The following is a 13,308-nucleotide window of genomic DNA, read 5'->3' on the forward strand; positions in this document are numbered from 1 at the left end:
GGACCAATCGATTATGAGTCGACTGCTCTAACCACTGAGCTAAGGGGCCTTAATAGGTCAACGATTATAGGGGAAGCGTTGCAAGGTGTCTAGATAGCAACTAGGGCAATTGCGCTTAGTTTTTATCCACTTAGAACCAGTGATAATAAAAAAGGTGACCTAAGGTCACCTTTTTTGTCCAACGCTTTATTATTCGTCGAGGAAGCTGCGCAGAGTTTCTGAGCGGCTAGGGTGACGAAGTTTACGTAGAGCTTTTGCTTCGATCTGACGGATACGTTCACGAGTAACGTCGAACTGTTTACCAACTTCTTCTAGAGTGTGGTCAGTGTTCATGTCGATACCAAAGCGCATACGAAGTACTTTCGCTTCACGTGGTGTTAGGCCTGCAAGTACATCTTTTGTAGCCATTTTCAGGCTTGTTGCTGTTGCAGAGTCTAGCGGTAGTTCTAGCGTTGTATCTTCGATGAAATCACCTAGATGCGAATCTTCGTCGTCACCGATTGGTGTCTCCATTGAGATTGGCTCTTTAGCGATCTTCAGTACTTTACGGATCTTGTCTTCTGGCATTTGCATACGCTCTGCCAGTTCTTCCGGTAGCGGCTCACGACCCATCTCTTGTAGCATTTGACGAGAGATACGGTTTAGCTTGTTGATCGTTTCGATCATATGTACCGGGATACGAATCGTACGTGCTTGGTCCGCGATTGAACGAGTGATTGCCTGACGGATCCACCACGTTGCGTAAGTCGAGAACTTGTAACCACGACGGTATTCAAACTTATCTACCGCTTTCATCAGACCGATGTTACCTTCTTGGATTAGATCCAAGAACTGTAGGCCACGGTTGGTGTATTTCTTCGCGATAGAAATTACAAGACGTAAGTTCGCTTCAACCATCTCTTTCTTCGCACGGCGTGCTTTCGCTTCACCGATAGACATGCGACGGCTGATGTCTTTAATGTTTTGTACGTTTAGAGATGTCTCTTCTTCAATCATTTTTAACTTAGCGATTGAACGACGGATCTCTTCTTCGTTACGTTTGATTTTCTCAGCGTATGGCTTGTCAGATGCTAGGATCTCGTCTAGCCATGCATCACTTGATTCGTTACCAGTGAATAGGGCAATAAACGATTTCTTCGGCATTTTGCCGTATTCAACCACAGACTTCATGATCAAACGTTCTTGAGTACGAACGCGATCCATTGCTGTGCGAAGTTCGTTCACTAGGTGGTCGAACTGTTTTGGTGTTAGACGGAATTCTTTGAATACGTCTAGCATCATTTCGTTAGCAACGGTTGCTTTCGGGCTGTCGTAGCCGTACTCATTGATCGCTAGCTGAAGATTTTGGTAAGTGCTGCGTAGCTGGTTGAATTTCTCAAGCGCTAGCTCTGGGTCAATACCTACATCTTCTTCCGAATCATCTGAATCGTCATCGCTTTCTTCATCATCTTCTAGGTCTTCTTCGTCTTCCTCTTCTAATTGAGTTTCAGACAGTTCAGAACCGATGTGAGTCGCGGTTGGCGCTGCTGTATCGTCAGCGTCAGGATCTACAAAGCCAGAGATTAAATCAGTCAGACGAAGTTCTTCTGCCTGAACCTTATCAAATTGCTCTAGGATGTAAGGAATAGTGCCAGGGTATTCAGCAACAGACGATTGAACTTGGTTAATACCTTCTTCAATGCGTTTTGCGATGTCGATTTCGCCTTCGCGAGTCAGCAGCTCTACAGTACCCATTTCACGCATGTACATGCGAACTGGGTCTGTTGTACGACCAATTTCACTTTCTACGCTAGAAAGTGCTGCTGCTGCAGCTTCAGCTGCATCTTCATCGGTAATGTTTGTGTCATCGTTCAGTGCTAGATCATCAGCATCAGGAGCAGTTTCTACTACCTTGATACCCATGTCGTTGATCATCTGAATGATGTCTTCTACCTGTTCTGAATCTACGATTTCAGCAGGTAGGTGGTCATTTACTTCGGCGTAGGTCAGATAGCCTTGCTCCTTGCCTTTAATAACAAGTAACTTTAGCTGTGACTGCGGATTTTGATCCATAGACGGTATCCAACTTCGTAATCTGGTGAAGGAATCAGTATGCGAAATGCAAACCACTTACTATAACAAATTAAATTGTTGCTGACTAATTAAACAGGGTTACGCTTTTAAATCTAGCATAAGTGCTAGCAGCTCCCTTTTCTCTTCGGCTGATAAACCGACACTTCTTGCTTTGGCCTGCAGGTTTTCAATTTGCTTTTCTACGCACTGGGCAATAATTTTATCCAGTGAGTCTAAAAATATTTCTTCTTGGTTGTCTTCGTCGAGCGGAATATCCCAGCTCGCAAGACGAGACAGAAGTGCCTCATTCTGGCTGTTGCGCCAGTGCTCTAATAATTGGCCTGTGTTGATATGGGGATGCGCCTGGCATTTATCAAGTACATCTGCAAATAAACTTAGGCCTGGTATGGATAAGTCTCTCACTGAGGAAAGGTCCGGTACCATTTGAGCATAGCTCGGATTTTGAATAAGTAGAGCAATAACCTCACGCATAGGAGTTCGTTTGATCTCTTTGTGCGGTTGAGGTCGAGTTTCACTTATCTTTTTACGAGGCTGACGTAAGCGGTTATCAAACCCCGTGCGCTCATCCAATAGTTTTTCGAGCAACTCCTGAAAGTATGGGTCAGGAATCTTGTCAATCAAGGCGCTAGCGTATGCTCTCAACGCAGACTTACCTTCGTTGTTACCCAAATTAATTTGGTGTAACTCAATCAAGTTGTCAAAAAGGTAGCTCGATAGTGGTGTCGCTTGTTCTATTTGTTGCTCGAACGCGGCTTTGCCGTATTTACGAACGTAGCTGTCTGGGTCTTCCCCATCAGGTAAGAATAAGAACTTCAATGTGTTCCCGGTTTTGAGGAATTGAAGTGCGTTTTCTAACGCTCGCCATGCCGCTTCTTTACCTGCTCGGTCGCCATCGTAACAACACACAACGGTATTGGTTTGGCGGAACAACATTTGAATATGATCGCCCGTTGTCGAAGTGCCTAGCGAAGCGACGGAATAATCTACGCCGTATTGAGCCAGAGCGACAACGTCCATATAGCCTTCAACCACCAAAATTTGTGCTGGTTCACGATGCGCTTGTAACACTTCGTACAGGCCATAAAGCTCTTTGCCTTTATGGAATATTGGCGTTTCCGGTGAGTTGAGATATTTTGGCGTACCTTCACCAAGTACTCGACCACCAAAGCCAATTACTCGACCACGACGGTCACGAATTGGAAACATAATACGACCACGAAAGCGGTCATAACGGTTGCCTTTGTCGTTTTCAATCAGCATGCCACCAGTGACAAGCATGTCTTGATTGTCTTTATTCTGGCCGAAGTTTTTACGGACTAAATCCCATTCGTCAGCCACGTAACCAATGCCAAATTTCTGAACGATTTCACCAGATAGACCACGGTCTTTTAGGTATTCAATCGCGACCTTGCTCGAAGGTTGTTTGAGTTGGTTACGGTAAAACTGGGCAATGCTACCCATTAAATCGTACAGGCTGCGTTTTTCACTGCTACTTGCTTGCGGTCCAGATTTGAACTGACCACTGCCACCACTACGTTGTTCGCGAGGAACGTCCAAACCTAGATAAGAGGCAAGTTCTTCAATCGCTTCAACGAACTCTAGGCGTTCAAACTCCATCATAAAGTCGATAGCGTTGCCATGTGCACCACAGCCAAAACAGTGATAGAACTGCTTCTCTTGGCTCACGCTGAATGACGGTGTTTTCTCGTTGTGAAATGGGCAACAAGCGCCGTAGTTTTTGCCTTTTTTCTTAAGTTTCACGCGTGCGTCGATGATATCGACAATATCAAGCCGAGCTAGAAGGTCATCAATAAAACTGCGAGGGATGTGTCCAGCCATAAAACCTAACAAAAAAGAAAAATCATGATTGGTGTGAATGGGTTATAGAGAAAAGCATGTGCGAGACTTTGTTTTATTCCATTCTGCCAGATACAAACAAGCCGTGCGTTCCAAAGGATAGCACGGCTTGCTGCAATTGGGTGGGGTATTAAGCCAATTTAGCGCGAACTAAACCGCTTACTTTACCCATATCTGCACGCCCTTGAATTTGTGGTTTCAGAACGCCCATTACTTTGCCCATGTCTTGCATGCCAGCTGCACCAGATTCTGCAATTGCTTTCTCGATAAGAGCAGCAACTTCTTCTTCTGTCAGTGGTTGAGGCATAAATTCCTCAAGAACTGTAATTTCTGCTTGTTCCACATCAGCAAGATCTTGACGACCAGCTGCTTCGTACTGCGTAACAGAGTCGCGACGTTGCTTAACCATTTTAGTCAACACAGCAAGAATGTCGTCATCGTTCAGAGTGATCTGCTCGTCAACTTCACGTTGCTTGATTGCTGCTAAGGCTAAACGAATAGTACCAAGGCGCAATTTGTCCTTGGCTTTCATCGCTAATTTTTGCTCTTCTTTGAGTTGATCAATGAGAGCCATAACTAAATTCCTTTTGGGAGCTCAGTTATTAGTACAGGCGAACGCGACGAGCGTTTTCGCGAGCTAGCTTCTTAGCGTGACGCTTTTGAGCTGCTGCTTTAGCGCGTTTGCGAACTGTAGTTGGTTTTTCGTAGTGCTCACGACGACGCACTTCAGAAAGGATACCTGCTTTTTCGCAAGAGCGCTTGAAACGACGTAGAGCAACGTCGAACGGTTCGTTTTCACGTACTTTAACTACTGGCATATGCCTTTCACCTCAGGGGTTATTCGTTAACGCTGGCATTCAACAGACCAAATCATAATTGTTTGGTCACTTACCAGCTTGATCAAAAATGGTGCGGAATTTTAATCCGATCACAACAGCTTTGTAAAGCCTTTTGTCGTTTATTGTCTGTACAAAATTTGTTTGAAGCACCAAGGCGAGGTAATATGACGCCCAAATTTCCTCTATACAGAAAGCATACTGAGAAAACCATGCGCATTATTGGTATCGAAACCTCTTGTGACGAGACAGGAATCGCGATTTACGACGATGAAAAAGGCCTGTTGGCGCACAAGCTTTACAGCCAAGTAAAACTTCACGCGGATTACGGCGGCGTGGTGCCAGAGTTGGCTTCACGTGACCATGTAAAGAAAACCATTCCTCTTATTAAAGAGGCACTAAAAGAAGCAAACTTAACATCCCAAGACATCGACGGCGTGGCTTACACGGCCGGTCCTGGTTTGGTTGGTGCTTTGCTAGTGGGTGCAACCATTGGTCGTAGTATTGCTTACGCATGGGGTGTGCCTGCTGTTCCTGTTCATCACATGGAAGGTCATTTACTTGCGCCAATGCTAGAAGACAACCCACCACCATTCCCATTTGTGGCGGTGCTGGTTTCTGGCGGTCACTCGATGATGGTGGAAGTAAAAGGCATTGGTGAATACAAGATTCTAGGCGAATCCATTGATGATGCAGCCGGTGAAGCATTTGATAAGACGGCTAAGCTGATGGGGCTAGATTACCCAGGCGGTCCTCTGTTATCTAAGCTAGCAGAGAAAGGTACTCCGGGTCGCTTTAAGTTCCCACGACCAATGACCAATGTGCCGGGTTTGGATATGAGTTTCTCGGGTTTGAAAACCTTCACGGCAAACACGATTGCAGCGAATGGCGATGACGAGCAGACTCGTGCTGATATTGCATACGCTTTTGAAGAAGCCGTTTGTGCAACGTTGGCAATCAAATGTAAGCGTGCATTAGAGCAAACCGGTATGAAGCGCATCGTTATTGCTGGTGGTGTAAGTGCGAATCGTCGCTTGCGTGCAGAGCTTGAGAAGCTTGCGAAGAAAATCGGTGGTGAAGTGTATTACCCACGTACCGAGTTCTGTACTGACAACGGTGCAATGATTGCGTATGCAGGTATGCAACGTTTGAAGAACGGTGAAGTTGCAGATATGTCGGTGGAAGCGCGTCCGCGCTGGCCAATTGACCAGCTAACGCCAATCGCGTAATCAAACCTTGTATATTGACTGGCCTCTATTTATAGAGGCCTTTGTTTTTGTGGTTTATTTCCCCAAGAAAAAGGCGCGAGATTTCCAGACTGATGTGAGCAGTTTTCTTTGTGTTCAGTGATAGGATGGCGCGGAAGAATAATAAATGGATATAACAATGAAGAAGTTTGAAATTGAAGGTCAGCAACTTGCTTACCTAGACAAAGGCGAAGGGCCTGTGCTGCTGTTTGGACATAGCTATTTGTGGGATTGCCAAATGTGGGCGCCTCAAATTGAAGTTTTGAGCCAGTCCTATCGTTGTATTGTGCCTGACTTATGGGCGCATGGTGAATCGGACGCCGCTCCTGCTTCGACCACGTCTTTAGTTGATTATGCCCAACACATGCTGGCGCTAATGGATCATTTGGAAATCGACAAATTTTCCATTGTTGGCTTATCTGTTGGCGGCATGTGGGGTGCGGAACTGACCGCTCAAGCCCCGCAACGAGTGAAGTCATTGGTGTTGATGGATACCTTTATTGGTTGGGAACCAGAAGTGACGCATAAAAAATACTTTGCGATGCTAGATACCATCAGCCAAGTTCAAGGTGTTCCTGAGCCTATTATCGAAGCAGTTGCACCACTGTTCTTTACGAATAACGTTGATCAAGTTCACCCAGAATTGGTCGCTTCATTTAAACAAAGCCTTGAATTGCTAACAGGTGAGCGAGCTGTAGAAGTTGCTCGTATCGGTCGCATGGTGTTTGGGCGACGTGATGTGATTGAAGATGCAGAAAAATTCGCACTGCCAACATTGATCGCAGTTGGTCGAGAAGATAAGCCGCGTCCGGTATTTGAATCTTACCTAATGAATGACTGCATTACGGGCAGTGAGTTGGTGGAGATTCCAGATGCGGGTCATATCAGTTCGCTTGAACAGCCCGAGTTTGTGAATCAGATGCTGTTGAACTTCCTAAACAAAGTTCACGCTTAAAATCCATTTAAAAACTCGGCGTTATGCCGAGTTTTTTTCTGTCAGTTTCTTTTCACCAATTTTAGGCTCTTCACCCGAAAGTAAACGACGAATGTTTTGATGATGTTTAAACACGATTAGACAACACAACATGGCAACGGGCAGGGTGTATTGCGGTTTGAACATCCAAGTATAAAACGGTGTGACTAACACAGTGACGAGTGCGGCAAGGGAAGAGTAGCGAAACAGGACGGCAACCGAGAGCCAAGTCAGCATAACTAGGCCTGTAAGGTCTAAGCCAATTGGAGCAATGGCACCAAGCGCGGTAGCGACGCCTTTACCCCCTTTAAAGTGGAAGAAAATTGGGTACATGTGACCAAGGCATGCCGCGATAGCAATAACGCCAAGAATGATAGGATCGATACCAAGAAAGTACCCCCCCCAAACTGGAATCGTCCCTTTGAGCATATCGCACAACAACACCGATACGGCCGCGCCTTTTCCGCCAATGCGCAATACATTGGTCGCGCCTGGATTGTTTGAGCCAACGTTACGAGGGTCTGGCAGTTTTAACAGGCGACAAATCAACACCGCACTAGAAACAGAACCCAGTAAGTAGGCGGCCATTGTCATTATTAGTGCCAGTGCGTCCATAGAAGTCCTTGATGGATTGGAAATTAATGCTCAGTTCCCGCGTAGTTGGTATCATAGCCTGATTCAGCGGTGAGCTGAAATACTCTCTGCGATAGAGCTTGCATTATGTGAGTTCTTGTATATAAAGATGCAGCGCAGTTTATACCTAAGTAACATTTCGATGACCTAGCCAAAGGTTACTTAGGTATAGAATATTACGATCAAATTACCCCTGACGGGTATCCGACCTCTGTAAAGAAGGACATAAGATGGCTCTGGATAAAGTATTTATTGAACAGTTAGAAGTAATCACCACGATTGGCGTGTATGACTGGGAACAACAAATTAAACAAAAGTTGGTTCTGGATATTGAAATGGCGCACGACAACAAGCCTGCGGGTAAAAGTGATGATGTTCAAGATGCCTTAGATTACTCACAGGTGAGTGAAGCAGTATTAAATCATATTGAAAATGGTCGCTTCTTGTTGGTAGAGCGCGTGGCGGAAGAAGTTGCAGAACTTATCATGCAACGCTTCAGCGTCCCTTGGGTGAAGATTCGTTTAGCGAAACCGGGCGCCGTTCCTCAGGCACGATCTGTTGGGGTTGTGATTGAACGAGGCCAAGCATGATCACCACTTATATCGGTGTGGGGACAAACATAGACAGAGAGCAACACGCTAAGGTTGCCTATCTCGAGTTGCAGAAGCTCGGCGAAGATCTCCTCGTCTCACCGATATACGAATGTGAACCTATCGGCTTTAGTAGCCAAAACTTCTACAACTTTGTGATTGCGATGCGCACAAAGTTGTCACTCGAAGAGTTGAGTCACCACTTACGTGAGATTGAATATAAGTGGGGGCGTGAGGAAAATGCGCAAAAGTATCAGGATCGAACACTGGATCTCGATATAGTGCTCTTCGGTGAGTGCATCTCGACACAAAAACCGGAGCTACCTCGCAGTGATATCTATAAATATCCTTTTGTCACAAAGCCCTTGTATGATCTCGAACCTCATTTAGTGATCCCCGGCGATGGACGCACTGTAGCCGACATTTGGCATGCTATGCAGCCCGTTGATTCACTCAAACCAGTTTCTTTTTCACTTTAAATTTGAGTTGTTTACATGAGTTATTTTGAAGCCTTTATTTTGGCTCTGATTCAGGGTCTGACAGAGTTTTTGCCCATTTCCAGCTCTGCGCACTTGATCCTACCCTCTGCCATTTTCGGCTGGGCCGACCAAGGTCTAGCGTTTGATGTGGCAGTACACGTCGGTACATTGATGGCGGTTGTGATTTATTTCCGCCACGAAGTGATCACTTTATTCCGAGCATTGTTTGCTTCGATCTTCAAAGGTGACCGCAGTAAAGAAGCAAAACTGGCATGGATGATCGTGATCGCGACGATTCCGGCGTGTGTGTTCGGTTTGCTGATGAAAGACGTTATCGAAGTCTACCTGCGCAGTGCCTATGTGATTGCGACAACCACTATCGTGTTCGGTTTGTTGCTTTGGTGGGTGGATAAGAATGCCAAGCTTGTTTCCGATGAGTACCAAACTGACTGGAAGAAAGCGGTGTTTATTGGTATTGCTCAAGCACTTGCGATGATCCCTGGAACTTCACGTTCTGGCGCAACGATCACTGCCGCTCTGTATTTGGGCTTCACTCGTGAAGCGGCAGCGCGTTTTTCATTTTTGATGTCGATTCCTATCATCACATTAGCTGGTAGCTACTTGGGTATGAAGCTGGTTACCAGCGGTGAGCCTGTGCACGTTGGCTTTTTGCTGACTGGTATTCTGACTTCATTTATTAGCGCTTACATCTGTATTCACTTCTTCTTGAAAATGATTTCACGCATGGGCATGACGCCATTCGTGATTTACCGTCTGATTCTAGGTGTAGGCCTATTTGCATTCTTGCTTAGTGCTTAATCCTTGAAAATAAAAACGCCCGCTCAATTGAGCGGGCGTTTTTGTTTTGGCGTTACTTATTTAAAGCGACTTTGACCGCTTCAATACGTCGTTTTTCTTGTTCATCACGAATAGCTGGACCTTTGAAGCCATCCTGAATGATGGCTTGCACATCTACTGATGCCGCAGCTTGATAGGCCAGCATGAAAATATCCGCTTGTGGATACGGTAGATTTTCTAAACCTTTGCGGCCTGCGTGATCTGCTTGGCAGCAAATTAGAATGTCTTTTAGGCGCTCCGACTTGCGCCATACATCAAACTTGTTCAGGATTTTGATGATGGTTTGCGGCTTTAACTCAGCGGCGCGATGAATGTTGGAGTGTTGCTCGCAGACCATGAGCGCTAAATCTTTAAATTCATTCGGTACACGTACACGTTCGCACAGTTTTTTAATTAGCTTTAAACCGGTATGACAATGCATTTTATGGCTTGGCCATTCGCTCTCTGGTGTCACGCCTTTCCCTAAGTCATGCACCTGTGCGGCAAATCTAACAGGGAGTGATGTGCTCAGCTTTGCGGCTTGCTCTGCTACCATCAACGTATGGATACCCGTATCGATCTCTGGATGCCATTTTTCAGGTTGAGGCACCCCAAACAGCGCATCGATTTCTGGTAGCACGACAGCTAACGCGCCGCAATCTCGCAATACTGATAAAAACACATCGGGACGAGGCGTTGAAAGCGATTTATGCCACTCTTGCCACACGCGTTCTGGTGTTAGCGTATTGAGTTCACCTGAGTCTGCGATGTCGCGCATGAGTTGCATGGTTTCTTTTGCTACCGTAAATCCCAGCGAGGCAAGTTTTGCAGCAAAACGTGCGACCCGAAGTACTCTAAGGGGATCTTCCACAAAAGCATCTGATACATGACGCAATATGCGATTATTCAAATCGGCTTGGCCGCCATAAGGATCGTACAGCTGGCCGCTATCATCCATCGCTATGGCGTTAATGGTTAAATCACGGCGAATCAAATCCTCTTCTAGCGTTACGCTTGGATCGAAGAAACAGTCAAAGCCCGTGTAACCTGAGCCTGATTTTCTTTCGGTTCGTGCAAGTGCGTGCTCTTCTTTATTTTTAGGATGAAGAAAAACAGGAAAGTCTTTTCCGACGGCAGTGTATCCTTGAGCAAGCATCATTTCTGGTGTGGCTCCGACTACCACCCAATCGTTGTCATAACTGTCAATGCCGAGCAATTGATCTCGAACTGCGCCACCTACTAAATAAACTTGCACGAATTACCTCTGAATTTATGGATATGACGTTGGACATTGTAGCAAGCAATGGTACTTTTCTTTACTCCCAAGAACAGATGCAACTATGTTTACATCATATTTGATTCTTTTGGGATGGGTTTTTAGCTGGAGATCCTAATGTATAAGGACTTTTTTGGGTTTGTTGAACAGCCGTTTTCGATTGTTCCAAACTCACGTTATTTGTATTTAAGCCAACGTCATAAAGAAGCGATCACGCACCTCAATGCGGGATTGGGCGACGGCGGTGGTTTTGCCATGCTGACCGGTGAGGTAGGAACAGGCAAAACGACAGTGGCCAAAGCTATGCTCGCGAATTTAGATGAAAGCACCAAAGCGGGGCTGATTCTCAATCCGACTTTTTCGAGCCGAGATCTGCTAGAAGCGATTTGCGATGAATTTAAAATCTCTTATCCGCAGGATGCGACGTTAAAACAGCTAAACCAAGTCATACATCATTATTTGCTGCGTAACCACAAGGTGGGTTGGCAGACGTTGCTCGTCATTGATGAGGCTCAGCATCTTGCTGCCGATGTACTTGAGCAACTGCGCTTGTTAACGAACTTAGAAACCGATACCAGAAAGCTGCTTAAGGTGCTGTTGGTAGGGCAGCCAGAGTTGCAACGCTTGTTACAGACTACGCAGTTGCGTCAGCTCGCACAGCGTATCACTGGCCGTTATCATCTGTTACCTCTTGATGAGAAAGAGACTGCGGATTACATCGCGTTTCGTTTGCACACGGCTGGTGGCGATCAGCAACTGTTTCATCGCAGTTCCAGTAAGTTGATTGCGAAGTATAGCCATGGCATTCCGCGTCTCATCAACCTGATTTGTGATAAAGCATTGAATATGAGTTATCACCAGGGCAGTGTCGTTGTCGATAAACAGACGGTGCAACAAGCCTGCGAAGAAGTCATGCAGTTTCAGGCGGACATTTACCAGCAAGATAAACCTCGTCAATCATTTACATGGCCAGCGTGGGGATCGGCTGCTATTGGTGTAATGGCAGCGGTTGGTGTTGGCTGGGCTGCAATAAATTACATGCCAGTGAAGCCTAAGACTCCGATGTCGGAAGTCCCCGTTGCTGCGTCTTCGTCTACTCCTGCTCCTCTTATGGCAAGTGAGCAGCTAACTGATGCACAGCGCGATATGCTGTTGGCGCAGAAACAATCCAATCTTGCCGTGAATGATCTTTACCGCCTTTGGGGATATCGAGCATCAGTGCGCGATAATCTTTGCTTGTCTGAGCCTCAATCCACCATGCGTTGTGAAAGAAAAATGGCAACGTGGCCCTTGCTGATGCAGCAAAATCGACCGGTTATTTTAGAGCTGAATTATCAAGGCGATGTTGGTTACGTGATTTTGTATGCAGTTGGCAACGACCAAGTAGAAGTGCTCAATGGCAAACAGCGTCTACGTTTACCTGTTTCGTGGCTGAAACCAATGTGGCAGGGCAACATCATTGAATTGTGGCAAGCGCCGCTTAAAGAGACGTTGCGTTTAGATATGGAAGGGCCGGCGATCGAAGTGCTTGACCAATTGCTTGCCAAAGCGGTCAGTGAATCACCACTGGAAACGTCTATTTTTGACGGTGCGTTAAAAGAGCGAGTGGAACTGTTCCAACGTTGGCAAGGCATCGGTGTGGATGGCATTGCGGGTCATCGCACGTTAGAGCGCTTACAACAAAGTGTGCAACCTAATGCGCCAACACTAGCAAGCATTAACAAGGAGGAGGCGTAATGTCAGTCATCAAACATGTTGGACTCTTTCTTGTGCCTATTAGCGTGTCAGCGATTGCGGTTGCGTGGCATTTAGATTTGCTTACGCCAGAGACTCAAGCGGTTACGCCAGAGGTAGTGGTGGCGGAAGTCGTACAACCATTTGAAGTTTTAGATTATCCAGAATCAACGGATCTTGCTCAACTGCCACGAGAATGGCCGAGTGCCGAGTTATCTCGCGACATTGGGACATTCTTGCAACCCTCCGAGTATGCCAACGAGGGTGAGGCTCCAGATCCGACAACGGCTACTCCCGTCACGAGCACAGCATCTACGCATCGTCGTGACGACTTAGGTTTGTCATTGGATGATCTAGACTTGTCTTCCTTGTCTCCAGATCTTGCCAAAAAAGTGGAAAATGCGCTGTCTCAAAACGATGCGCCGACTTCTGCGCCGTCACAGGTGAATGACTTGGAGCGCAATGCGCAGCAGTGGCAAGGACGTCTTCCTGCCCTTAATTTGCAAACGCATATGTATGCCAGTGACGCCAATCGTCGTTGGGTGAAAATCAATAATGTGGAGTATCACCAAGGGGATGTGGTGGATGGACAAGTCACGCTGAAAGAGATTCAGCCGCAGGCTGTCATTGTCGAATTCCAAGGTGAGCAAATCCGAATCCCTGCACTTTACGAATGGGATGGTTAGTGCTCTCGCGTGAAACCATTAGATAAGCAAAAGGCCACATGAATGTGGCCTTTTTCGTATCCGCTATGTGCAAACCGGTAGTTTGCG

13 protein-coding genes are annotated in these 13,308 nt (G+C 46.2%); 7 read left to right on the top strand and 6 right to left on the bottom strand.

The features are described from left to right. Window positions 1-189 precede the first annotated feature (189 nt). The 4 genes from rpoD to rpsU form a co-directional block, all read right to left on the bottom strand. Window positions 190-2,052, bottom strand: coding sequence for an RNA polymerase sigma factor RpoD (rpoD, locus tag ACF8EG_RS24050; protein ID WP_005453778.1), 1,863 nt, complete (start codon window positions 2,050-2,052; stop codon window positions 190-192). A gap of 99 nt (window positions 2,053-2,151) precedes the next feature. Then, window positions 2,152-3,912, bottom strand: a complete 1,761-nt coding sequence (gene dnaG, locus ACF8EG_RS24055) for a DNA primase (RefSeq protein ID WP_005453774.1) — start codon at window positions 3,910-3,912, stop codon at window positions 2,152-2,154. Between the two features lie 148 nt (window positions 3,913-4,060). Continuing rightward, window positions 4,061-4,504 carry a GatB/YqeY domain-containing protein gene (locus ACF8EG_RS24060; protein ID WP_005453780.1) on the bottom strand — a complete coding sequence of 148 codons (444 nt, stop codon included), beginning with the start codon at window positions 4,502-4,504 and terminating at the stop codon, window positions 4,061-4,063. Between the two features lie 28 nt (window positions 4,505-4,532). After that, the gene (rpsU, locus tag ACF8EG_RS24065; protein WP_001145625.1) at window positions 4,533-4,748 is read right to left on the bottom strand and encodes a 30S ribosomal protein S21; all 216 of its coding nucleotides are present in this window, start codon (window positions 4,746-4,748) and stop codon (window positions 4,533-4,535) included. Window positions 4,749-4,978: 230 nt separating this feature from the next. Between rpsU and tsaD the strand changes: the two genes are divergently transcribed. Beyond that, on the top strand, window positions 4,979-5,995 hold the full coding sequence (tsaD, locus tag ACF8EG_RS24070) for a tRNA (adenosine(37)-N6)-threonylcarbamoyltransferase complex transferase subunit TsaD (RefSeq protein ID WP_011105657.1): 1,017 nt from the start codon (window positions 4,979-4,981) through the stop codon (window positions 5,993-5,995). Window positions 5,996-6,152: 157 nt separating this feature from the next. After that, the gene (locus ACF8EG_RS24075) at window positions 6,153-6,968 is read left to right on the top strand and encodes an alpha/beta fold hydrolase (RefSeq protein WP_392419834.1); all 816 of its coding nucleotides are present in this window, start codon (window positions 6,153-6,155) and stop codon (window positions 6,966-6,968) included. A gap of 21 nt (window positions 6,969-6,989) precedes the next feature. On the opposite strand, the gene plsY is transcribed toward ACF8EG_RS24075, so the two are convergent. Beyond that, window positions 6,990-7,601: a glycerol-3-phosphate 1-O-acyltransferase PlsY gene (plsY, locus tag ACF8EG_RS24080; RefSeq protein WP_005479185.1), complete on the bottom strand. Its 612-nt coding sequence runs from the start codon at window positions 7,599-7,601 to the stop codon at window positions 6,990-6,992. 248 nt (window positions 7,602-7,849) lie between these two features. On the opposite strand from plsY, the gene folB reads away from it, so the two are divergent. The 3 genes from folB to ACF8EG_RS24095 are packed head-to-tail and all read left to right on the top strand — an operon-like array spanning window position 7,850 to window position 9,507. Continuing rightward, window positions 7,850-8,209: a bifunctional dihydroneopterin aldolase/7,8-dihydroneopterin epimerase gene (gene folB / locus ACF8EG_RS24085; protein ID WP_005465889.1), complete on the top strand. Its 360-nt coding sequence runs from the start codon at window positions 7,850-7,852 to the stop codon at window positions 8,207-8,209. Next, window positions 8,206-8,688, top strand: coding sequence for a 2-amino-4-hydroxy-6-hydroxymethyldihydropteridine diphosphokinase (gene folK / locus ACF8EG_RS24090; protein ID WP_005497038.1), 483 nt, complete (start codon window positions 8,206-8,208; stop codon window positions 8,686-8,688). The genes folB and folK overlap by 4 nt, the downstream gene beginning before the upstream one ends. A gap of 15 nt (window positions 8,689-8,703) precedes the next feature. Next, window positions 8,704-9,507, top strand: a complete 804-nt coding sequence (locus ACF8EG_RS24095; RefSeq protein WP_025505331.1) for an undecaprenyl-diphosphate phosphatase — start codon at window positions 8,704-8,706, stop codon at window positions 9,505-9,507. A gap of 52 nt (window positions 9,508-9,559) precedes the next feature. On the opposite strand, the gene ACF8EG_RS24100 is transcribed toward ACF8EG_RS24095, so the two are convergent. Then, the gene (locus ACF8EG_RS24100; RefSeq protein ID WP_140111047.1) at window positions 9,560-10,780 is read right to left on the bottom strand and encodes a multifunctional CCA addition/repair protein; all 1,221 of its coding nucleotides are present in this window, start codon (window positions 10,778-10,780) and stop codon (window positions 9,560-9,562) included. A gap of 138 nt (window positions 10,781-10,918) precedes the next feature. Here ACF8EG_RS24100 and ACF8EG_RS24105 point away from each other — a divergent pair, with 138 nt between their 5' ends. Both ACF8EG_RS24105 and ACF8EG_RS24110 read left to right on the top strand, forming a co-directional pair. Beyond that, window positions 10,919-12,538 (top strand): ExeA family protein, encoded by a 1,620-nt coding sequence (locus ACF8EG_RS24105; protein WP_025557402.1) that lies wholly within the window; start codon window positions 10,919-10,921, stop codon window positions 12,536-12,538. Then, entirely contained in the window at window positions 12,538-13,221 is a 684-nt protein-coding gene (locus tag ACF8EG_RS24110) for a general secretion pathway protein GspB (protein WP_005455433.1), read from the top strand. Before ACF8EG_RS24105 ends, ACF8EG_RS24110 begins: the two co-directional genes overlap by 1 nt. Window positions 13,222-13,308: the final 87 nt, after the last annotated feature.

The organism is Vibrio sp. YQ_11, from assembly GCF_043103065.1.
Lineage (GTDB): Bacteria > Pseudomonadota > Gammaproteobacteria > Enterobacterales > Vibrionaceae > Vibrio > Vibrio parahaemolyticus.